Annotated in this window: 19 protein-coding genes and 1 pseudogene; 8 read left to right on the forward strand and 12 right to left on the reverse strand. The window is 38.0% G+C overall.

The window, feature by feature from the left end; all coding sequences use genetic code 11:
* Positions 1 to 50 precede the first annotated feature (50 nt).
* Positions 51 to 890: an aldo/keto reductase gene (locus tag FOL01_RS08480; RefSeq protein WP_075270216.1), complete on the forward strand. Its 840-nt coding sequence runs from the start codon at positions 51 to 53 to the stop codon at positions 888 to 890.
* Positions 891 to 1365: 475 nt separating this feature from the next.
* On the opposite strand, the gene FOL01_RS08485 is transcribed toward FOL01_RS08480, so the two are convergent.
* Both FOL01_RS08485 and FOL01_RS08490 read right to left on the reverse strand, forming a co-directional pair.
* Entirely contained in the window at positions 1366 to 1953 is a 588-nt protein-coding gene (locus tag FOL01_RS08485) for a uracil-DNA glycosylase family protein (RefSeq protein ID WP_075270217.1), read from the reverse strand.
* Between the two features lie 4 nt (positions 1954 to 1957).
* The gene (locus FOL01_RS08490) at positions 1958 to 3649 is read right to left on the reverse strand and encodes an alpha-glucosidase (RefSeq protein WP_075270218.1); all 1692 of its coding nucleotides are present in this window, start codon (positions 3647 to 3649) and stop codon (positions 1958 to 1960) included.
* A 229-nt stretch (positions 3650 to 3878) separates the two neighbouring features.
* Here FOL01_RS08490 and FOL01_RS08495 point away from each other — a divergent pair, with 229 nt between their 5' ends.
* Positions 3879 to 4376 (forward strand): cupin domain-containing protein, encoded by a 498-nt coding sequence (locus FOL01_RS08495; RefSeq protein WP_075270219.1) that lies wholly within the window; start codon positions 3879 to 3881, stop codon positions 4374 to 4376.
* A gap of 52 nt (positions 4377 to 4428) precedes the next feature.
* Here FOL01_RS08495 and FOL01_RS08500 read toward each other — a convergent pair whose 3' ends face one another.
* From FOL01_RS08500 to FOL01_RS08510, 3 genes are read right to left on the reverse strand one after another with little or no spacing between them, the layout of a single operon-like run.
* Complete coding sequence (locus FOL01_RS08500) at positions 4429 to 4716, reverse strand: PTS sugar transporter subunit IIB (protein WP_075270220.1); 288 nt, start codon at positions 4714 to 4716, stop codon at positions 4429 to 4431.
* A gap of 30 nt (positions 4717 to 4746) precedes the next feature.
* The gene (locus FOL01_RS08505) at positions 4747 to 6084 is read right to left on the reverse strand and encodes a PTS galactitol transporter subunit IIC (RefSeq protein ID WP_075270221.1); all 1338 of its coding nucleotides are present in this window, start codon (positions 6082 to 6084) and stop codon (positions 4747 to 4749) included.
* Positions 6085 to 6096: 12 nt separating this feature from the next.
* A complete protein-coding gene (locus tag FOL01_RS08510; protein ID WP_237342628.1) occupies positions 6097 to 6600 on the reverse strand; it encodes a PTS sugar transporter subunit IIA in 504 nt (167 codons plus the stop codon).
* A 607-nt stretch (positions 6601 to 7207) separates the two neighbouring features.
* Between FOL01_RS08510 and trpD the strand changes: the two genes are divergently transcribed.
* The 5 genes and pseudogenes from trpD (at position 7208) to trpA (ending at position 11604) form a co-directional block, all read left to right on the forward strand.
* Positions 7208 to 8233 carry an anthranilate phosphoribosyltransferase gene (gene trpD / locus FOL01_RS08515; protein ID WP_075270223.1) on the forward strand — a complete coding sequence of 342 codons (1026 nt, stop codon included), beginning with the start codon at positions 7208 to 7210 and terminating at the stop codon, positions 8231 to 8233.
* Complete coding sequence (gene trpC, locus FOL01_RS08520) at positions 8230 to 9015, forward strand: indole-3-glycerol phosphate synthase TrpC (protein WP_075270224.1); 786 nt, start codon at positions 8230 to 8232, stop codon at positions 9013 to 9015. The genes trpD and trpC overlap by 4 nt, the downstream gene beginning before the upstream one ends.
* A complete protein-coding gene (locus FOL01_RS08525) occupies positions 9012 to 9614 on the forward strand; it encodes a phosphoribosylanthranilate isomerase (protein ID WP_075270225.1) in 603 nt (200 codons plus the stop codon). Before trpC ends, FOL01_RS08525 begins: the two co-directional genes overlap by 4 nt.
* Positions 9595 to 10818, forward strand: coding sequence for a tryptophan synthase subunit beta (trpB, locus tag FOL01_RS08530; protein WP_075270226.1), 1224 nt, complete (start codon positions 9595 to 9597; stop codon positions 10816 to 10818). Before FOL01_RS08525 ends, trpB begins: the two co-directional genes overlap by 20 nt.
* Positions 10811 to 11604, forward strand: a pseudogene (gene trpA, locus FOL01_RS08535) (tryptophan synthase subunit alpha). Before trpB ends, trpA begins: the two are co-directional and overlap by 8 nt.
* Before the next feature lie 49 nt (positions 11605 to 11653).
* Here trpA and xylB read toward each other — a convergent pair.
* The 5 genes from xylB to FOL01_RS08560 all read right to left on the reverse strand — a co-directional run bounded on the left by xylB (position 11654) and on the right by FOL01_RS08560 (position 18927).
* The gene (gene xylB, locus FOL01_RS08540) at positions 11654 to 13150 is read right to left on the reverse strand and encodes a xylulokinase (protein ID WP_075270227.1); all 1497 of its coding nucleotides are present in this window, start codon (positions 13148 to 13150) and stop codon (positions 11654 to 11656) included.
* A gap of 84 nt (positions 13151 to 13234) precedes the next feature.
* Positions 13235 to 14617 (reverse strand): xylose isomerase, encoded by a 1383-nt coding sequence (xylA, locus tag FOL01_RS08545; protein WP_075270228.1) that lies wholly within the window; start codon positions 14615 to 14617, stop codon positions 13235 to 13237.
* Positions 14618 to 14817: 200 nt separating this feature from the next.
* On the reverse strand, positions 14818 to 15996 hold the full coding sequence (locus FOL01_RS08550; protein WP_075270229.1) for an ROK family protein: 1179 nt from the start codon (positions 15994 to 15996) through the stop codon (positions 14818 to 14820).
* A 110-nt stretch (positions 15997 to 16106) separates the two neighbouring features.
* The gene (locus tag FOL01_RS08555; RefSeq protein WP_075270230.1) at positions 16107 to 17486 is read right to left on the reverse strand and encodes a sugar porter family MFS transporter; all 1380 of its coding nucleotides are present in this window, start codon (positions 17484 to 17486) and stop codon (positions 16107 to 16109) included.
* 253 nt (positions 17487 to 17739) lie between these two features.
* Positions 17740 to 18927 carry an iron-containing alcohol dehydrogenase gene (locus FOL01_RS08560; protein WP_075270231.1) on the reverse strand — a complete coding sequence of 396 codons (1188 nt, stop codon included), beginning with the start codon at positions 18925 to 18927 and terminating at the stop codon, positions 17740 to 17742.
* A 241-nt stretch (positions 18928 to 19168) separates the two neighbouring features.
* Between FOL01_RS08560 and FOL01_RS08565 the strand changes: the two genes are divergently transcribed.
* Entirely contained in the window at positions 19169 to 19660 is a 492-nt protein-coding gene (locus FOL01_RS08565) for a PASTA domain-containing protein (RefSeq protein ID WP_075270232.1), read from the forward strand.
* A 328-nt stretch (positions 19661 to 19988) separates the two neighbouring features.
* Here FOL01_RS08565 and FOL01_RS08570 read toward each other — a convergent pair whose 3' ends face one another.
* Both FOL01_RS08570 and FOL01_RS08575 read right to left on the reverse strand, forming a co-directional pair.
* The gene (locus FOL01_RS08570) at positions 19989 to 22397 is read right to left on the reverse strand and encodes a beta-L-arabinofuranosidase domain-containing protein (protein WP_075270233.1); all 2409 of its coding nucleotides are present in this window, start codon (positions 22395 to 22397) and stop codon (positions 19989 to 19991) included.
* Between the two features lie 67 nt (positions 22398 to 22464).
* On the reverse strand, positions 22465 to 23916 hold the full coding sequence (locus FOL01_RS08575) for an alpha-N-arabinofuranosidase (RefSeq protein WP_075270234.1): 1452 nt from the start codon (positions 23914 to 23916) through the stop codon (positions 22465 to 22467).
* Between the last annotated feature and the right edge of the window lie 58 nt (positions 23917 to 23974).

A 23974-nucleotide genomic window follows, 5' to 3' on the forward strand; every position in this document is an offset into this window, starting at 1 on the left:
ATTATCATTTTAAATGCGAAAGTAAACTTAGATTAATAAGGAGGCTTTTTATGTCAATTCCAAGTATTACATTGAATGATGGTCATCAACTACCTAATTTAGGTCTTGGTACTTATCAACTTAAAGGTGGCGCAGGATTCCAACAAATTCTGGCAGCGATTAAAAGCGGTTATCGTCTCATTGATTCAGCTACTAATTACGACAATGAAGGAATTGTTGGTAAAGCAATCCGTTATTCTGGCGTTCCACGTTCAGAATTTTACATTACCTCAAAATTGCCTGGTAAATATCATGACTATGAAAGTGCCCGTAATGCTATCCAAGAATCATTAGCCCGTATGGGAATTGATTACTTTGATTTGTATATCATTCACTGGCCATTGCCAAAGCGCGGCTTATATGTTGAAGCTTGGCAAGCTTTAGTTGATGCACAAAAGCAAGGTTTGATCCGCTCAATTGGTGTATCTAACTTCGAGCCCGAACATCTAGATCGTATTATTGAAGAAACTGGTGTTAAGCCAGCAGTTAACCAAATTGAAATTCACCCTTACTGGGTACAAGAAGACAATGTCTTAGAAAATATGCGCCGTGGTATCAAGGTTGAAGCCTGGAGCCCACTTGGCCGTGGTAGTTCAGCACTAAAGGAGCCAGTTGTCAAAAAGATTGCCGATAAGTATGGCAAGTCAACAAGTCAAATTATTACACGTTGGCATATTGACCGTGGTATTGTGCCAGTTCTACGTTCAGCTAACCCTGCTCACCAACGTGAAAATCTTGATGTCTTCGATTTCGCATTAGAAAACAACGAAATCGCAGCAATCAATGAACTAAATCAAGAAGACGGTCGTATCGATGGCCAAGATCCAAATGAATACGAAGAGTTTGAGTAAAAGAGAGAGCTGATAAGTTACCGTTTTGAAATCCAAAATAAGTGATAAATTTGGCGCACCGCCGGAGCAACTGCGTAGGTGTGTGACATATTTATCGCTTATTTTTGATGGACTGGTAACTTATCGCGTTTATGAAAAAAGAGCTGATTAATTTTCGTTTTGGAGGTTAATATAACGCCACCTGTATCTGCTTCGCCGTAGCGACTGCGTAGGCATGCAGGTACAGGTGGCGTTATATTGGCCGGACTGAAAATTAATCGCGTTTATGAAAGAGTGTGATAACAAGCGTTTAGCATTCCGGTATAAGGCCTGTTTTGTGCCCTGACGCTACAAAGCGGCTGGGTCAAAATTGGACTTATATAAGGAATGCTGCTTGTTGGAGCACGTTTAAAGAGAGCTGAAAAGTTACTGTTTTGGACTCTAAAATCAACAAAAGCACAGATGCTTCGCGCATCTGTGCTTTTACTTTATAATTTTACTTTTCGTTCATTAACTCACGCACGCGTGCCTGTAGTCTAGGCACGACATCTGCCTCAAACCACGGATTCTTCCGTAACCAAATATTATTTCTTGGTGATGGATGTACGATAGGCATAAACTTTGGCTCAAATTCTTGTGAGCGTTTAATAACCGCTGTCATTGTCTCGGATTTTTTGATTGGCAAATAGTAACGTTGTGCATAAGCGCCAACCAAAATAATCAGCGATACTTTTGGCATATCAGCTAGCATTTTAGGATGCCATTTATCAGCAAATCCTTTACGTGGTGGTATATCACCACTCTTTCCTTTACCTGGAAAATAGAAATCTAATGGTAGATTACCAACTTTACCGCTATTGTAAAACTCATCAGCGGTAATCCCCATCCATTCTCGCAAACGATCACCACTTTTATCATTAAATGGTATCCCGGTTTGTTCTACTTTTGCACCAGGTGCCTGACCAATAATTAATATACGAACATCAGGGCCAACTTGATAAACTGGTCCAATGCCACGCGCAGTATATGCCTGATTCTGTTCATCAGCCATAATGGCTTGCTTGATATCCAAAAAATCACTCATTCATTTAACCTTCTTCTGGTTTATTTCCCAAAACAATTGCACTATATGCGCTCATTTTAACACGTTGCTTAGTTAGTTGCACTTCACCTACTTGTTCCAGAACACCCCCCGTCTGAACAAGACTAAAGCGTGCTGATTTTGGACTCAAATTAACTAGAACAGTCAGTACCTTTTGACCTAACCGACGTTGGTAGCCAACAACTGTTTCAGGTAATGACCGCATTGGCTGGAAATCACCGTTGACGATAACAGGCTCCCATTCGGCATCATGATGTAATTCACCTAATGCTTGGTAATAGTTTAGAACTGATTGTGAGTCATTTTCTTCAGCAGCAACATTGATACCTTCGCGATCAGTTCCCATAGCTAACCATGGCGTTGCATCTGAAAAGCCACCACACTCACTATCATCCCACTGCATTGGTGTACGGGCATTATCACGTGATTTCTGATTAACTGCAAGTAAGGCATCTTCAGATGAGTAACCATCTTGCAAGGCTGTTTCATAATTATTTATCGATGACACATCATTAAACTCATCGATACTCTTACGCTCAAAGTTCTTCATACCAATTTCTTGCCCTTGGTAAATAAATGGTACCCCTGGTAAGAAATAATACATCGTGCCTAATGCCTTAGCTGCTTGTGGTGTCTGGTACTGTGGATCAGTCACTAACTTTGATAATACTCTAGGTTGATCATGATTTTCCAAGACATTTGCTAGCGAACCATGGGCAGCTGCTGTTGCCTCCTGTGCATTAAAGAAAGCATTCCGTAAATCGACTGGTGTCCAGTCAGCACGACCACGATACCACTCATCACCGTTTTTTACCTCAATATTCATGTATGAAAAGTCAAATACCATTGAGAAGTAGCCGTCTTTGCCAACAAATTTTTCTAACTCAGAATCTGCTAGACCGTATGCTTCACCAACTGTAACTGCATCATATTTATCAAAGGTTTCTTGTTTTAATTCGGTCAAGAATTCTCCGACACCTGGACGATTACGCCCCTTCTTGACGACTGAAGCTAACCCATCCACATCATCGGCAGGAATACTTGCCCAATCCAAGTCCTTCTTAATATGCGTAATTGCATCAACTCGGAAACCGGCCACGCCAAGTTCTAACCACCAATTAATCATGTCATAAATAGCACGACGTAATTTTGGATTCTCCCAATTTAAATCGGGTTGTTGCTTAGCGAATGTATGGAAATAGTAGGTACCATCTTCGCCTGGTACTGGCTCCCATGTTGAGCCACCAAAAATACCACGCCAATTGTTGGGTGCTTCACCATTATTGGTCTTTTTAAAAATATAGAAATCACGGTATGGACTATCCGGATTAGCTAACGCATCTTGGAACCATTCATGTTGATCTGATGTGTGGTTCACAACCAAATCCATGATGATTTTAATATCTCTTTTTTTCGCCTCAGCTAACAATGTTTTGAAATCATCCAATGTACCGAATTGTGGATCAATTGCTTGATAATCAGCAATGTCATACCCCATATCAACCATTGGTGATTTATTGATTGGTGAAATCCAAATCATTGTGACACCCAGACTTTTAATATAATCTAACCGTGAAATAATTCCAGGAATATCCCCAATGCCATCATGATTGCTATCCTGAAATGATCTTGGATAAACTTGATAAACGACATCATTTTGCCACCATTTCGTTGCCATGAATTAATTTCCCCCGTTAATAATTGTTGTGATTTGTCATTAATTAAAAACTTCCTAACACTGTCATGATAACAATTATCGTAAACGTTTACAATGCCTATGGAACGGCATTTGTACCGAATTCCTAATAAAAAACATTTCCAAATATACTATAGGTTACAACGCCGCTAATTTCAGCGTATTTGTTATAATAAAGAACAAAATAATCGAAAGTAGGAAAGGTGCTATTATGACTGAGACAATGAATGATTGGATTGAAAAACTTCAGCTGGAACCACATTCTGAAGGTGGCTATTTTGTCGAAACATCTCGTAGCGATGAAACCATATCCTTACCAAGAGGGCGTCGTGCTCTTTTTACGTCAATCATTTTCTTATTAAATGCTGATAATCCATCGCACTTTCATCGGCTATCTTCCGATGAAACTTGGTTTTACCATGCTGGTTCAACACTCACTGTCCATTGCATTTTCCCAGATGGTCACTATGAAGCGATTAAAATTGGCCCAAATATTGCAAATGGTGAACGTCTCTCATACACGGTCCCAAAAAATACTATCTTTGGTTCAAGTGTCACTAATGATTTTAGTGTTGTTAGTTGTGTTGTAACGCCTGGTTTTGATTATCACGATTTTGAACTTTTCACACAAGCAACATTAATCGCGCAATACCCCGAACACGCATCTATTATTGAACAATTGGCCTATAGAGAATTACCGGAAAAATAAAAAAACAATCAGTAGTCCGATTGGATCACTGATTGTTTTTCATTATAAAGCATCACAACTTCGCTTCAATTGCTTCAAACACTTTCTGTGCCCCCATACCAGTTAATAAAGGAACACCATTAATGACCTTATCTTTAATTGCACTTGGTACCATCGTTGTCGAAACAATAATATCATAATCATCATTTTCAATGGCACTAACTTCATCAGCAATTTTAGATTGTAAGAACTTCACTTGATCAGTTTTTCCGACTGAAGCTAAGTACTCCTTCACTTTACCAGTTGCAATTGTTGATGTTGCAATACCCGTCCCACAAACGACCATTAATGACTTTGTCATGATTATATCTCCCCTTTTACTACAATTAATTTATTGTTGCTCTACTTTTTCTGTTTTCTTAAACTTATTTAGCCAAATCATTAGGCCAAGAACAATGACAAAGACAATCGCCATACCGCTCCACGACATGAGTTTTCCTAAGCCCACGATCAGTAAGGTTGTCCATGCACCACCATCTATCAAAACTGAAATTGATGTTGCGCCATCCATCGCAAAATTAGCTGATTTTGCTGCTGAGGTCAGTAATGGTGCAATCCATGACGCAATATACAATGACACAGCAATATCAATCACACCACCAATAACAATTCTGAATACATTACCACCAAATACAGCTGCCATCACGGCTATCATAAATGGTATCGTTGCTAAATCACCAAATGGTAAAACATGGTTTCCTGGTAGAATAACCGCGATTAGTAATGAAACCGGCACTAAAATCAATGAAGCAGAAAGAACCGCTTCTTGACCAACAGCCAAAGCTGAATCCATCCCAATATATAAGTTACGTCCTGGAAAGTGCTTTTGTACCATGGCGTTAGCCGCTTCAGATATCGGTGACAAACCTTCCATCAAAATGGCGACCATCCGTGGCATCAAAATCAAAACTGCTGCTGTAGTAATGCCTAAATTCAAAATTTTCGTCAAATCATATTGCGCCAAGCCACCAATGATAATTCCGATAATCAATCCCATCACAGCTGGATCACCAAAGATTCCTAACTTCTTTTGAATGGTTTCTGGTGTCCAATGGATATTCCTTATGCCGGGAATACGATCCAATAACCAGTTAATCGGCAAGGCAAGCACAAAACCGGGTGCTGAAATGCCATGTGGAAACGAAATGCCTTCTAAACCATAATGTTTCTGAATTGTCGGTGCAGATAAATCCGCTAAAAAGTAAAGCAACATCGCATGCACGATCATTGTGAACAGACCTAAACCAAAGTTATCGGTTGCTGCATAGACTAACGATCCTGAAAACGCAATGTGCCAATAGTTCCACAAATCAACATCCAACGTCTTAGTCAAACCAATCAGTAACAATATAACGTTCAAAGCTACACCAATTGGGATGGCTAAACTGCCTAGCGTTGTCCCATATGAGATGGCTGATGCGGCTGGCCAACCAACATCAATGACATCTAATGATAATCCAAAGTTTTTAACCATTGCCTGGGCAGCTGGCCCTAAGTTATCAGTTAACAAACCAAGAATTAAGTTCAAACCAGTGAATCCAATACCAATCATCAACGCAGACTTGAAAGCCTTACCTGGTTTAATTCGTAATACAATCCCAAAAATAAATAGTAATAACGGCAAGAACACTGTTGGACCAGCATCTAATAGCCATTTAATTACCCCCATAGTTTTCCCTCTCTACTCAATTCCCACATTATTTAACGTCTCAACAATCTCATCTGTTTTTTCAGCTAATAATAATTGCCGAATGCTTGCTTTATCTTGAATTAACGCAATTAACTTCTGTAACATTGCCAACTGTGTATGTGTTTCCTTTAATGCCAACATAAATACAAACTTTACTTGAATCCTTTCACCATCCCCCATTTGCAAAAATGATACCGGCTCACGTAAACGCAATACGCCAAGTTGATCATAATTAACATGTTCTGCATCTGTATGTGGCATGGCGATACCAATATTAACGGTTGCTAGACCAGTCGGAAAATCAATCTCACGTTTTAAAACTGCTGATTTATAAGAATCTTTAACTGCCCCGCTCCTAGTCATTTGATCAGCAATTTGTCCAAGTGCTTCTTGATTATCCGACGCAGCTTCATCTAGTAAAATAATTTTGTCTGATAGCACCTTATTCTCATCCCCACTAAAAATTTCTATAGCTGTTTCTGAAAACGTTCTCACTTTAGTTTAGCTAAATTATGGCACTTTAACAACTCAATTAATATTTTTATCAGTTGATTTACTTTACTCTGTCAATTATAAGTATTGTATCAAGATATTATTACTAATAATATTCCCAAAAATTAAAATAATTGACATGATTATTAAAATGTTCTAATATACAAAACAACAATTAATAATTCGTCCAAAATAAACCGATGATGTGGAGATCAAGATTATTGTGCACGCAAAGAGAATTGCTGTTGGTGAGAGTGCAATCGAACGCAGATAATTAAATGGACCACTGAGGGTTCTCCCGAAAGAATCTTTCAAGTACAGAGAAACGTGTTGGCATACGTCAGTTGCCGGAAGGATGTTGGTCCTTCGCTAAGCGTAATTAGTTGGGTATCGTCAATGACAAACACCTTTTTTTGGTGACCCAATTAATTAAATTAAGGTGGCACCGCGGAAAAATCCGTCCTTAACTTTTAGTAGTTATGGGCGGATTTTTTTATGTGTTATTGGAGGCTAATTATGTTAAGAACCCTTGAATTCAAACGATGGCAGGACAGCTATTTTAATTTCGCAATTAAAGATACTTAGTACACATTACTCGGAGGAAATTATTATGATCAAAGAAGCTGTCCAAAAAATTATGAATCACCAAAATCTGTCTTTTGAAGAAAGTCAGACTGTTTTAGATGAAATTATGAGTGGCCAAACTTCAGAAATCGAGACAACTAGTTTATTAACCGCGCTGTCTGCGAAAGGATCAACGATTGAAGAAATTGCCGGCGCTGCGACTGCTATGCAACACCATGCCAAACAATTTCCAGAGGTACAAAACGTTTTGGAAATCGTTGGTACCGGTGGTGACCATGCGAATACCTTTAACATTTCAACAACCAGTGCCATTATTGTCGCTGCAACGGGAACAAAAGTCGCTAAACATGGCAATCGTGCCGCCTCTTCAAAGAGTGGGGCAGCCGATGTTATTGAAGCGTTAGGACTAGACATTAATGAAAGTCCCGCCAAAAGTTTTGAAAGCCTTAACGAACACAATCTTGCCTTTCTCTTTGCACAAGAATATCACCAATCAATGAAATATGTTGCCAATGTCCGAAAACAATTAGGATTCCACACAATTTTTAATATTCTCGGTCCACTGTTAAATCCTGCCCACCCGACTTTTCAATTACTAGGTGTTTATGATGAAAAATTATTGGAACCATTAGCCAATGTCCTTCTAAAACTTGGTGTAAAAAATGCCATGGTTATTCACGGCAGAGATGGCTTAGACGAAATGACAACTGCCAATGAAACGGCCGTTATTGAACTCCAAGATGGTCAGTTAACCCATTATGTTTTAACACCTGAACAATTTGGCATGCCACGTAGTCAATCTGCAGACTTAGTTGGTGGCACGCCTGCAGAAAACGCTGAAATTACCCGTGACATTCTGACAGGAAAAACGGGCCCACAGCGTGACATCGTGCTTCTAAATGCTGGATCAGCCTTACATTTAGCCCATCCAGAGCTAAGCATTCAAGAGGGTATTACGCTCGCTGCTCAAACCATTGACAATGGTCAAGCCAACAAAGAGCTCGAACAACTAATTGCCTTCTCAAAAAAGAGTCAGGAAGTCGTCGCATGATTTTAGATGATTTAGTAACCGTCACCAAAAAACGTTTATTACGACATCAACAGGTACTATCTTTGGATGAATTAAAACAAACCGTTGCACAGCTCCCCAAAGATACGCAGCCTAATTTTCTTGCCATTTTAAAACAACCTGGTTTACACATTATTGCTGAAGTTAAACAAGCATCCCCTTCAAAGGGTACTATCGTGACAGATTTCCCCTATATGGAGATTGCAACCTCTTATGAAAAGGCTGGTGCCGATGCAATTTCAGTATTAACAGAACCTGATTATTTCAATGGTCATCTGCCCTACTTGAAGCATATAAATGATCACGTTTCAGTCCCCACACTTCGTAAAGACTTTACGATCGATCCTTATATGATCTATGAGGCCAAGGCAAATGGCGCTGGTATTATTCTGTTAATTGTTGCTATTTTAGATGATCAGCAGTTAATAAACTATCGTGAATTAGCTGAATCACTAGGGATGCAAGCAATTGTCGAAGTTCATACCGCACAAGAAGTTCAGCGTGCCCTAAAATCAGGTGCCAATATTATCGGTATCAATAACCGTAACTTGAAAACTTTTCAGGTCGATTTCAATAACAGCCTACGCTTACGTCATATGATACCGACAACAATTCCGGTTGTTGCTGAAAGTGGTATCAAAACCCAAGAAGATGTGGCAATTTTAGTAGATGCTGGATTCAATGCTATTTTAATGGGTGAAACTTTGATGCGTTCACAACAAAAAGCTACCCTAATAAAAGGATTTAAGGAGGCAGCATTATAACTCAAGTTAAAATTTGTGGTTTGATGACCCCCGACGATATCACCGCAGTTAATGTGGCGCAGCCTGATTTTGTGGGCTTTGTATTCGCACCAGGCCGTCATCAAATTGATCCACAGACTGCAAGAAATTTAAAAAGCTTGTTACAGTCATCTATTAAGACCGTCGGCGTTTTTGTCGAAGAATCAGTTACTGACATTTTAGAAATTTATAAAGCCGGTAGTATTGATATCGCCCAACTGCATCGACCAAGTACTGGCACTGAAATCAAACAACTTCAAAGAGCAGGACTCAAAGTCATCCAGGTTTTTGAACAGCGACCAATTGATAGTCAGTCACCCGCCGACTATCTCATGGCTGATAGTGGAAAAGGCAGTGGTCGGTTGCTGAGTTTAAACGATGTTCCCCATCTCAAGCGGCCTTTCATACTTGCTGGTGGCCTAAATCCTGATAATGTACAACAGGCAATTCAAACAGTACAACCAACCATTGTTGATGTTTCTAGTGGTGTCGAAACTAATCAGAAAAAAGACGTCCAAAAAATAATTCAATTCGTTAAACATGCAAAAGAGGAAACTTATAATGAAAACTTTATTAAATGAAGAAAAAATCGACACGCAACAAACTGGCCGCTATGGTAATAATTTTGGTGGCCAATATATCCCCGAAATTTTAATGTCAGAGCTTGAAAAAGTTAACCAATCTTTTCAAACTTTAAAAAATGATCCAACATTCAAAATGGAATTACAAGATTTACTGATTAATTATGCGAACCGTCCTTCCTTGTTATACTACGCAAAAAATATGACAGCGGATCTTGGTGGTGCAAAAATTTATCTCAAACGTGAAGACTTAAATCATACTGGTGCTCACAAAATTAACAATGTCATTGGCCAAGCCTTACTTGCAAAACACTTGGGTAAACAACGTCTGATTGCTGAGACTGGTGCTGGTCAGCATGGGGTGGCTACTGCGACGATTGCTGCTTTGTTGGGGATGTCTTGTGAGATTTTCATGGGTAAAGAAGACACTGAACGACAAAAATTAAATGTCTATCGAATGGAACTATTAGGCGCAAAGGTCCATGCTGTGACAAGTGGTTCAAAGGTATTAAAAGATGCTGTGAATGCTGCCTTACAAGAGTGGGCTAGTCGTAGTGACGACACATTCTACGTGCTAGGTTCAGCAGTTGGGCCGGCACCATTTCCAGAAATGGTCAAGTATTTCCAAAGTGTTATTTCACAAGAATCAAAGCAACAATTACAAGATCAAGAAAACCAGTTACCTGATATGGTCGTAGCCTGTGTAGGTGGCGGTAGCAATGCCATCGGTAGTTTTGCTAATTATCTTGATGATACTAACGTAAAATTAGTGGGAGTTGAAGCAGCAGGTAAAGGTATCGATACAGACCAGACAGCTGCAACGATCGAACGTGGTTCCGTCGGTGTCTTTCATGGTATGAAGTCATTATTTATGCAAAATAGTGATGGTCAAATCGATCCGGTCTATTCTATTTCAGCTGGATTAGACTATCCGGGTGTTGGTCCTGAGCACGCTGCCTTAGCAGAAGCCAAACGTGCTGAATATGTGGGTATCACAGATGATGAAGCGGTCCAAGCATTTGAATACATTGCTAAACAAGAAGGTATCGTGGCTGCTATTGAAAGTTGTCACGCGATTGCTTACGTTGAAAAGATTGCACCAACAATGTCTAAAGATCAAATTATTGTCTGCACCCTTTCAGGTCGTGGTGACAAAGACGTTGCCAGCATCGCAAAGTACAAAGGAGTTAACATTGATGAATAAATTAAGTGACGTATTTAAAGATCATAAGGCTTTTGTCCCCTTCGTCGTGGCTAATGATCCCGATTTTGATACAACGGTACAAAATATCATTGCTCTGGCCAAAAACGGTGCGGATATTGTTGAACTGGGCGTCCCTTTTTCGGACCCCGTTGCTGATGGTCCGGTTATTCAAGCAGCTGATTTACGAGCTTTTAAAGCAAATGTGCAGACGAAAACGATTTTTGAAATTGTATCGGCAGCCCGACAAGAAACTGATGTCCCCATCGTTCTGTTAACTTATCTAAACATCCCCTTCAAGTATGGCTATGATGCATTTTTAAAGAAATGTGCTGATCTAGATATTGGTGGTCTAGTTATACCAGATTTACCTTATGAAAGTCGTGATGAAATCGTGCCAACCGCAACGAAATACGATGTTGCCATTGTGCCTCTAATTTCTCCAACATCAGGTGATCGGATTGAAAAAATTGCTAGCGATGCAACTGGTTTTATTTATGTCGTTTCTTCAGTCGGCATTACCGGTGAACGAGATGATTTCTACCATGGTTTAGCGGAGTTGGTCAAAACTATCCGACAATATACTGACGTTCCTACTGCAATTGGTTTTGGTGTTCACACACCTGAACAAGCACAAAAATTAGCAGAAGTTGCCGACGGTGTCATTATCGGTAGTGCGATTGTTAATATTGTAGCAACAGAAAAACAAGATGACCCGCTGCAATTGCATCATTCACGAAAAGTATTCGGCAAAGTATTGATGCTGCGCAACAAGTTGTTCTTAAGTAAATCAAAAAAGATGTCTGACATAACTTGATAGTGTCAGACATCTTTTTTATTATTTTCTCCGCAAAGCTAACAAATCATGCGATAGCTCGGCTGTTTGTCCATAAATTTTCTTGTATAATTCGTAATATTCACGATATTGCGCAACATTTTCTGGTACTGGTTCATAAGTTTCACCAAAACTGGTAAATTTATTTGCGGCTTCTTGTACACTATCAAACCAGCCAAGACCAACAGCCGCTAAGATAGCTGCGCCCATACCGGGACCTTGTTCATTTTGAAGTGCTACCACTTTTGTATTAAAAATATCTGCCTGAATTTGTAACCATAACGATGACTTGGCACCACCACCAATGGCGACAACTGTATCAAAACTTGTACCAGCCGCTTCATAAATTTCAAACAAATCTTTAAATGAATAGATAATCCCTTCTAGAACCGATCGCACAAAGTCTGCACGGGTCTGTGTACCATCAACGCCAATAAATGCACCACGAATGTCTCCATCTCCTCGTTCACCAACAATGTATGGCGTAAATAGTAGACCATTAGCACCAATTGTTGACGACTTTGCAGAATCAACCATTTCATCAAACGATATCTCACTGGCAAAATTTTTCTTAAACCAAGACAATGAATAACCAGCTGCTAACGTCACACCCATTGAGTAAAATTTATTAGGAATGGCATGATTGAAGAACGTTACTTTACCCTGATAATTAACATCGGCTGTGTCCTCATACTTTAAGACAACTCCTGAAGTTCCTATCGATGACATGACCATATTTGGCTGCAAAATAGCTGAACCAACTGCTCCAGCCGCATTATCAGCTGCTCCACCAATAACCTGTGTCTCAGTGGTTAAACCTGAAAATTCGGCATAAGCATCTGAAATTGATCCAACGTTATCGATTGATTGAATAATCTCAGGAAACATATTTGCAGGTAAATCAAATACTTCCTGCACCCGTTTTGACCAAGTACCTGCTGCAACGTCTAAGGCGACTGTCCCTGCTGCATCAGATATCTCCATTTGTAATTTACCGGTCATACGATAGCGTAAATAATCCTTTGGTGTCACAATTTTATCAATTCGCGAAAATGTCTCTGGCTCATTTTCTTTTAGCCACAAAATAGCTGGGAGTGTGAAACCTTCTTGTGCACGGTTACGTGTAATATTAATGAACTCATCACCCATTTGCTCATTAATTTTACGAGTCTGTTTAGATACACGCGTATCATTCCATAAAATTGCTGGACGAATAATCTTACCTGCTTTATCCAATGTCACTAGTCCATGCATTTGTCCAGAAAATGAAATACCCTTAATTTGTTCCGCCTTTAAGTGGTCATTTAATATCAATCGTACGATAGCGACCGTTGTCCCACTAACCCATTCTTCTGGATTTTGTTCACTATATCCCGGTGCGGGTTGTGACAAGGGATAATCATATGCCTCCTGTGCAACGATTGTTCCTTGTCGATCAACAGCTGATACTTTAACTGCCGATGTTCCTAAATCGACGCCTAATACAACTTCTTTTGTCATAATTATTTCCTATCTTTTTTATATAAACAAAACGCTCCAATCAGTAATTAGATTGAGGCGTCTTGTGCTTGTATCCTGTCAAATTTAGTTAAAAGTTGGACCTAAAACAGAATAAATATAATTATTTAACGTTGCCTTAATTGCCTCAAGGTGTTGTGATTCAACTTTATCAAAGATTTCATCATTCGTCTTATGAAGAATATAATCTTCAAACGTCTTCAAAGAACCTTCACCATTTTCGAAATCTGCAAAGATACCTTTGTCAAATGATGCATAACGATCATGCTTAATCTTCTCTAAGAAGCCATCTTCATACATCTTCATCGCAACACGGAAACCAGCCGCATACGTATCCATTCCTGCCATGTGCGCATAGAACAAATCTTCTGGCTTAAATGATGCTCGACGTACTTTAGCGTCAAAGTTCAACCCACCCTTAGGTAGACCACCATTCAAAATAAATTCATACATAACCAGGCTTGATTCATAAATATCGTTAGGGAATTCATCGATATCCCAACCAGTTTGCTTATCACCCATGTTTGCATCAAGTGAACCTAACAATCCTGCTTCACGAGCAAAACGTGCTTCGTGCTCATACTTATGGCCAGCCAAGTATGCGTGGTTACCTTCAATATTTAACTTGAAATCCTTTTCCAAACCATATGTTTGTAGGAATGAAATAGTTGTTTGAACATCTGTATCATATTGGTGATCAGTTGGCTCCTTAGGCTTTGGTTCCAATAACAATTGACCAGTATAACCAATTTCCTTAGCATAATCACGTGCCATCTTAAAGAATGCGGCAATATGATCTAGTTCACGCTTTGTATCTGTATTTAATAGTGACTCATAACCTTCACGGCCACCCCAGAAGACATATGATTGTGACCCCAAGCGCTTGGCGATTTCTAGTGAATGCTTGATTTGAGCAGCTGAATAAGCAAAGACATCAGCGAATGGTGTGGTTGCACCACCAGCTAAGAAACGCTTATCCGTGAATAATGATGATGTGTTCCAAAGTAATTTCTTACCGGTTTCTTTCATCTTTTGTTCAATCTTATCAACCACTTTATCCAAATTAGCATTTGTTTCAGCTAATGTCCTTCCTTGTGGTGCCAAATCACGGTCATGGAAGGCAAAGTATTCTAGTCCTAACTTATCCATAAACTCAAATAAGTAGTCAACTTTTGCTAAAGCATGGTCCATGTCTTCCATGTCATCAACACCATCAACATCCCATGGACGAACAGCAGTACCTTCCCCAAACGGATCGACTAAACGCTGGTCCATGGTGTGCCAATAAGCAACTGAGAATTTCAGCCAATCCTTCATTGGTTTTGTTTCACCATTGATTGTAAATTCTTCATCAGGATTGTAATAGTTATATCCCTTAGTATCTAAGAAATCCAATCCTTTCTTTCCCCCAACATAATCTACTTTTGGAAAATCAAATAATTCAGTCATTTTTTTCACCCCTATAATGAATATCTAACTCTCGTTTGAGTTAGTCTGTTTTATGTACCAACCAACTTACAAGGACTATTTTAGACTGAAATATTAAATTTATCAACTGTTTTCTGTCAAAACAACAAACTTTTCTATCATTTAACGACCATGAAAAAATAACAATTGCTATAACCACAGGCTATAACAATTGTTATTTCTTATTTATTTTCTTGAGATGCAAATACCAAATTATATTCATCCAACCCCAGTACATGGTGGGTAATAATTGAACAAGCACCCAGTAACGTTGCACAATTTGATCGTTTTGTCATATACAGTTCTGGCACCATGTCTAAACTCTTTGTTGTTGTTTGAATGGCCGTAAAAATTCCAGGGATATCTTCCATCAATTTCGAATTAATAAATATTTTTTCTGGTGAAAATGACACTGATGCGTTGTAAATAACTCGCGAAATAGCGGCGATAAACAAGTCAACAACCCTTTGCGCATCCTTATCTTTTTCATGTAATAATTTTTCCAAGCCTTCACGATCCAAACCCGAAATTTTCTTTTGTTTTTGAATTCTTTCAATAATGGCATCTTCAGAGCAAAAGTTTTCAACTTTTTCAAAATTATATTGATTTTGTTCATCAATATTAGTAAACATCAACGAACTACCAATTTCACCGGCCGCTCCTTTCAATCCATGATATAAATTGCGGTTTAAAATAATTCCGGCTCCAATTCCTTTATGAATACTAATACTTAAAATATTATCATCACTTTGCGCCGCATTGAAATCTCGTTCGTATACAGCAGATAAATTAGCTTCATTTTCCAAGACAACTGGTACATGGTATTCGTCTTCAAATATTTGTTTCAAGTCAACATCTTTTATATCCCAGAATGGTGATTTCACAATTCTATTATCGTGTACCACACCATGTATAGAAAACGCAATGCCTAACAACCCCTTTTCTGTATCCATCTCCGCACCAATTGTCTGGATTTGCTTCTTAATAATATCAATAGTCTTATAAATATCACGATTGTTAATTTCAATTCGTTCATAGCTAACACTTTTGCCGTTAAGCAAATTAGACATAATATGTAAATGACGGTAACCTAAATCAACACTTACTGTATAACCAAAATTATCATTTATGGTTACCAAAGTTGGCTTACGTCCACCCATTTTAGATGCTTCACCACTACCAATTTCTTTTAAATAGCCCATCTCATCTACTTCATTATACAAGGTCGTAATAGATGATTTATTCATACCCAAATTTCTAGCAATCTCAATCCGTGAAATTGGTGCATTATTAATAACCTGTTGGAGCACCAATCTTAAATTTCCTTGGTGGAAAGACTCTTTTTTTGTTCCTTCATTCATTATATTTTCTCGTTTCTAACTATTTTAGTTCGCTTTATTATATAACTTTATCATATTTCCTAAAATGATAAGGCATCAAAAAAGCCAGTCACAGACTGGCCATAAATTTTTTAAATTTCTGATTGATGTCCCTGTTGAACCTTAGGAGTATTTATATGTGCACGCATTGACTCTTCAATATCTTCAAGACTACGGTTACGTGTTTCAAATACATACCTTTTCACGAACCAAATAGCTATGAAGCAAAGGATACCATAAATTAAGAATAGACTTCCGGTTCCAAAAAAGTCTAGCAATGATGGGAATGTTAGTGAAACCACTGTATTTGCTGTCCAATTGATAACACTGGCAAAAGAGTTTCCCAATCCACGGATATTTAATGGGAAAACCTCACCAATCATAACCCACATAACGGGTCCCCAAGTTCCTGAGAAAAATGCAATATAAATCGTTAGTGCAATAACACAAATGACTGCAGCAGTTTGTGATTCACCGGAAAACTTCATTGCAATACTCATAACAATTAATGAAATTCCCATTCCTATGGAACCCACATTCAACATTTTTTTACGATCAAACTTATCCATAATAGCCACGGCAACAGCGGTTACTATAACATTAAAAATTCCAATACCAATATGCGCTATTAAGGCTGCTGATACACCAAAACCAACGTCAGTGAAAATAGTAGGTGCATAATATAACACAGTGTTGCATCCCATTACTTGTTGGAAAATAGCTAATCCGATTCCAATAACCAAAGCTGGTCTGGTCATCTTACCAAACAGTTCTGACCAACCACCACTTTTAATATTAGCCGCCTCATGAATGTTTACAAGTTCCTTATCGACAGCTTTTTGATTCCCCTTATTCATATTTAGCAGAACGTCTTCAGCCTTATCAGCTTGGTTAATCTTAACCAAAAAACGAGGACTTTCAGGCAATAATAGTCCACCAAAGAAAAGAATCACCGCTGGAATTGCTGCAAATCCAAGCATCCAACGCCAACCTGTATAGAATCCAGAGAAACCATAGTTGGTTACGTATGCCACAAAAATACCAGTCATAACCATTAACTGGAACAAACTAGAAACTGTACCACGCTTATCAGCGGGTGCCAGCTCTGCCAGATACGTTGGAATCAATGCTGATGCCGCACCAACAGCCATTCCTAAAATAATTCTGGAAATAACTAGTGTCCAAAATTCTGGTGAGAATGCGGATCCAAGTGCTCCAACAAAGAAAATTATTGATGATAGAATCAACAATTTTTTTCGACCAAATTTATCTGAAGATGGTCCAATTATGGCTGCCCCAAGAATTGCACCGATCAATACAGCACTAACAACCCAACCTTGTTGCCAAGAATTTAATTCCATCTGCTTTTGAATAAATAAAATAGCTCCAGAAATAACTCCAGTATCATATCCAAACAATAGACCACCTAAGGCCCCAAAGAAATAGATAAAACCTGTAGAAATACGTCTCATATTTCTTTCCCCTCTTTTTACTACTAGCTAGCAACGTTTTATTTAATTTTTAAGTAAGTTGGTTTTGTATACCAACTATTATAACACAACAAAATATGGTTGCAAAAAACGTTTACAATAAGGAATCATTTTTATAAAACAAATTTCTTGTCACAGAGCTATGCTAAAAAGCAGCCGAATTTACAATAAATTCAGCTGCTTAATATACAAATTATTTAATTAGCAATAGTCTCGCTTTATAACACTATATCTTTTAAATTGAAAATGCCAAATCACCATCATAGGCAGCTTGGAATATTTTAACAATATCTTCTTTCGTACCAACGCGTGGATTTGATGCGGCATTACCATCCTTCAATGCATTTTCAGCCATTAGTTCAAAGTCATTTGGATCAGCACCAATTTCCTGAATGGTTTCTGGAATACCAACATCATCTGAGAGCTGCTTCATCCCCTTGATAGCAAGCTCTGCTGCATCACGTGTTGACAGTCCTTCTGTATTTTCTCCCATAAATTCAGCCAACTCTGCAAACCGCTGTGGGTCAGCAATGAGATTATATTTTTCAACGTAAGGTAGCAATAACGCACAGCATACACCATGAGGGGCATCATACTGGCCACCCAATTGATGCGCCATGGCATGGACGTAACCCAAGTTCGCATTATTAAATGCCATTCCTGCCAACATCTCTGCCTCTACCATCTTTGTTCGAGCATCTAAGTTGTGACCATTTGCAACGGCTTCTCGTAATGATGATTCAACCAGTTCAATTGCTTCAATACATTGTGAGTCAGTAATTGGATTGTGATCAACTGAGACATATGGTTCGATTGCCTGCACAAACGCATCCATTCCAGTAGCTGCTGTCAGACCTTTAGGAACATCTAACATTAACGTTGGATCATTAAATGAAACCAGTGGAATATTACGCCATGACACAACCACAAACTTCAAATGTGTTTCTTCGTTTGTAATAACCGCATGACGAGTCAATTCAGAACCAGTTCCGGCAGTTGTATTAACCGCAATTAATGGTGGCAAAGCGTTATCAAGCGTTTCTATACCAGCCAACTTCGTAATGTCGGAACCATTAGTTAAAATAATTCCGGCTCCCTTACCAGTATCATGAGCTGAACCACCACCAACCGTGATGATTGAATCAGCATGCTCCTTTTCATACAAAGCCTTCACAGCCTGAATGTTACGAATCTTTGGGTTGGGCTCAACTCCGTTATAAATAACGTAGTCCACGCCTGCTTCTTCTAATGATGCAATAGTTTGTTGCACTGCACCGCCTTCTAAGCCTTCCAAAAACTTATCCGTGACTAATACTGGCTTTTTCATTCCCAGAATTTTAGCACGTTCCCCAATTTTCCCAATAACATTGGGTCCAAAGAAGTTAACACTTGGCATTAAAAAATCATAACTATGCTCAGTCATTATAAAATTTCCCCCTTTTAATTTTACCTGACTTGAAAAAATTAATTCAACTCACCGTGGAAATATAGCTAATGTCCCCCAAAGATATCGCTAAATAAAAAATCCCACATACTAATTGTATCATGTATATATATTCATCTTCATTTTGACATACCTAAAATCAGCTATTAATTACTAATGAATAGTGTAGAATAGTCCTAACAACAATTGTTATAAATTGACGAAAGGCATAAGGTGTATCATGGGAAAATTACAAATTATTGGTAGATTAGCAAGAGTCGCAGCATCTGCAGTAACTCCTATGGCGCTAGATGAAGCAACTAAAATTATCAATAACCAGCTAGATAAAAGAAAACATTACGTCAAAATACCCGATGTCACATCACTACCTCTAGATGAAGCGGCCAAAGTTCTTGAACAATATGAATTTAACTATGCCCTAGTAAAGCTACCAGCCGATATTAAATATGCCGACAATGATAGCAACACTGTATTACGTATCTTGCCAAAAGGTGGCACAAGTGTTGATCCAACAACTTTCGTAAAGGTTTACTATGCAGATGCTGACACAATCGACAAGAGTAATACCTTATTTAAAGATATGGTTGATCAAAAAATTGATAAGCAAGAAAAGCACAGGCAAACCGTAAGAGAAGTTGCCAATAAGTCTAAGCAAGTTGCAGCTGATGTTGGTAATAAAATAACACCACGTAAAAGGAATTCTGATAAGTAATTTAATATCATTCGTGGGGTTGGAACAAAATAATTGTTCCAACCTTTTTTGTATATTATCTCTTGCAAACTAATTAACTTTATCTTGCTTAGTTATTTTCCTTAATGCTTGAGCTGGTTTTAAACTAAATAAAAAATAGTTGAAGGAACTGAACCAATGACATGCTCACGAATTAATCAGCTTCTTCAACTATTTCACGATTAAACTTTTTAAAATTAAATAACTCGCCAATTTTTTTAGATACTCTGCTGGTATTTCAACTTACTTTCTACAAAAGTTTTGTTGTAAATCTATCATTCACTAGTCAAAAACGGCGAACAAGCGGTACCTATTTTCTCATTATTTTAATTTCAAATATTCGTGGACTATCCTGACCATCCGAAAGAAAATCAAGCTTTAGTTGCGGTTCCTTCGGATTAATATGGAACTTCTTTGTATAAAAGCCAACTTCATCTACGGTTTCATCTGATGAAACAGATAAAATTTTATCGTCAGCTGGATTGTCATTTACCCTAAACTTTAACTGTTTACCAGCGTCTTCATTATTTAATAAGAATGATAATTCTAGGTTACTATCTTCTTTACCTTGTAAGTCAAATATATATCCAAACGAACCATTTTTATGTGCCATACGATACGTATGACCCCAGTGGTCGCCAACCTCGGAATTATCTTTTACCAACTGATATGTAAATTCAGCGTTATTATTATCAAAGTTAATCAAATCGGCAATCGTATTTTCTTTAATAACTCTTGCTTGCTCAAGTTTCATACGACGCCGTTTTGCTTCCCTTGAACCTGCCTTTTGCCATTCAAAATAAACGCCGTAACGAGATTTATACACTTGATAATATGGAATAAAATCATAATCTTCGGCTATATGAGGTAGTGTCACCTTAATCAGGTTATCAGAAGCAAAATCAATCTGTGCTTCATTTTCAACTTGCCTTTGCCAACTTGAAAAGTCCACTTCTGATGTGATAGTTCGTGGAAAGGTATCATCCCTAATTGCCATTCTAACTAGGACACCACCTGGATGATCCAAGTTTTGTTGCTCAATTTTCGAGTTCGCACGACCCGCTAATACATATGGTCCATACTGTAGCGCAACATATTTCTTATTATCTGGAGCATTCACAACATTCAAATTCATCGCAAAATTAATTTTCACTTCATCACCAGGTGCCAAATCAGAAATTTGCCAAAATCCATCAGTATTAACAGAACTCTCTAACTTTTGTCCATTGTGTAAGAGTGCCGAATCACTGCCAGCCCAATTTGGTTTTCTTAAGTATAATTGAATTGGGTTAGCGGGCTTATGGCTATCAAGTTTTGATACAGTTAAGTCGAACTGATTTCGTTGCTTATTTCCACGTAATTTGATGACCAAATTATTTTCTGTAATCTGTAATTCATTTGAGAAGTACAAATTAACATAGAGTTGATCATTTTTCTTAAAATAGCAACTATCACTTAGTTTTGTAAAGTTCTCAATACCTGTTCCCGTACAGCACCAAAATTCTGTAAATGGACGGTTATAGACTTTTGTATAACCTGCAGCCATCGGTTGAAAGTATGTCATCATACCAGTTTCTGGATTTTGTGAAGCCAAAATAGTATTAATATATGTTTTTTCATAATAATCCAAATATTTTTTATCACCCGAAATTGTAAACAACAACCTCGTTAGCTTCAACATATTATATGCATTACATGTTTCACAGGTTTGTCCGCCATCTAATTCTTCGGCATCATGATATAGCGCAGACGGTTCTCTAAAATGCTCCTCTTGGCTATTATCACCATTGATATAAGTATGATTATTAACGACAATGTCCCAAAAATTCTTTGCTGCTTGATAATACATCATAAGCTTTGTCTGTTGTTTAGTATCCAAAAACTTATTTTGTAATTCTTGATCTGTAAAAATAACATATCGGTGTAATGCACCAATCAATTTTGGAATAGTCGTATTAGCATGTTTACCCGACAAGATATCTTTATTTTCCGCTAATGATTCAAATAATGTCACTTCATCAAAATATTCTGCAGCCGTTAGGAAATGTGCATTCAAAGTTATTTCAAATAGTTGATACAAGGCATCATTCATACCACCATATTCGATTTTTAACATGTAATCACTATAGGTCAGTTGAATTAGTCGATTGTAAACATACTCACCAAACCTTTTAGCAATCGTTAGCGCTTTGCTACTAATTTCTGGGAGTTGTTCTTTTAAATTAGTATACGTTGCAAGTAATCCAGCTAAAATTTTATGGAGATCATACCATGGTACTAAAACATTTTCCTTATCCTCATCAGCAATATTTTTTCCTTCAACTTCATCAAGTGCAATTTCTTTAAAGGCTGATACATATCCTGCACTTTCTGGGTGTAATTTAGCATAATTTGTCTGAGCATCATATAATCCATTAACACTATCTTCCAATTTGCTTACCAATTTCTCACGTACAACTTTGTCATCAACCATTAAAATTGCTTGAGACAGTGCCAGAACATAATGTCCAAAAAAATGTCCTCTAAAATTAACCTTATCGCTGCGTTCCCAACCCGCATATCCAGTAACGTCTCCCGGGTCAATGCCTGATATCTTATCAAACTCATACAAAAACTTTTTAGGTTCCAATGATAGTAAATAACTGATTGTATTTTTTTGAAAATGTAATATTTCGTTGTCCAAAATTTTTATATTATTCATCCTAACTGGTTGTATCATTTCCCGCTCCCTCTAATTCATGTATAAAATATTTAATTGGTAAATAAAAGCGCCCCCAAATTTTTAGTTATCGCAGGGCAATTGTGACAACACTTTTATTGGGTACATTAATGACAAGGTCACCATTTAATAACTTGTACTCAGTTATTTTATCTTCATGAATTTGGTCTGGGTTATCAAAAGTATTATGAGCATCCATTGCATCGGCCATTAGGAGCTTTGCAGATAAAACGGTATTAAATTGATTTTCAAACGAAAATGTCAATTCTTCTGAATCTTCCAAATTGTAATTAACAATGGAAATTGTTAGCTTACCATCCTTCTTTGATGCCGTGTATGACACGTTTGCTGGCATCTTACCAAATCCTTCAACAAACTCAGCATCCATATGATTTTGATACATATCGAACACGTAGTAAGTGGGTGTCTTAATCATCTGATCACCATCAGTTAACAACATTGCTTGTAAGACATTTACTGTTTGTGCAATATTTGCCATATAAAGTCGCTTGGCATGTTTATGAAAAATATTTAAGTTAATCGCTGCCACCATAGCATCACGAATCGTATTTTGTTGGTACAAGAAACCAGGATTGGTACCTTTTTCAACGTCATACCAAGTTCCCCACTCATCTATGACCAAATTTTTTTCTTGTTCTGGATCATACTTATCCATGATTGCTGAATGTTTCGTAATAATTTCATCTATCTTCTTAGTACGGTCAATCGTCCGCCACCACAAATCTTCACTGAATCCAGTTGCAGATGTTTTACTAGATTGCCAATCTTCGCCAGCAGGTAACGTATAGTAATGCAAACTTAATCCGTCCAAAAATGGTCCGGCAATCTGCATCACCTTATCAGTCCATTCATAATCATCTTCACTTGGTCCGCAAGCAACCTTATACATGGGTTCATCCTCATACTGGGGAACAAAGCTTTGGTATCGTCGATATAGGTCCGAGTAAAACTCTGGCCGCATTTGGCCACCACCTCCCCAAGCTTCATTACCAATACCCAGAAAACGCAGTTTCCAAGGTTCTTGGCGGCCATTTTTTCTACGTAAATCAGCCATTGGTGATTGACCAGGCATCGTCACATACTCTACCCATTCAGCCATCTCACGAATACTACCGCTTCCCATATTGACGGCAATATAAGGCTCCGCTCCTATCTGGTCTAATAATTCAAAATACTCATGTGTACCAAAAGAATTATCTTCTGTGACATTTCCCCAATTAGTATTAACAATCTTTTTTCTTTGATCTTTTGGCCCGATACCATCGCGCCAGTTATACGTATCAGCAAATAATCCGCCGGGCCAACGTAAGACAGGCACATGAATGTCTTTTAGTGCATTAACAACATCGGTTCTCATCCCATTGACATTCGGTATATCCGAATTTTCACCAACATAGATACCTTCATAGATACCTCTCCCCAAGTGCTCAGAAAATTGGCCATACAAGTACTTACTAATTTTGGCTCCCTCTTTATTAACTAAAAGGTTAATCGTCATTTAAATCCCTCCCTTGTTTTTGTAACCGTTTACAACTGCTAGTATAACGCTACCCTTC

Source organism: Weissella thailandensis (assembly GCF_001932615.1).
GTDB classification, from domain to species: Bacteria; Bacillota; Bacilli; order Lactobacillales; family Lactobacillaceae; genus Weissella; species Weissella thailandensis.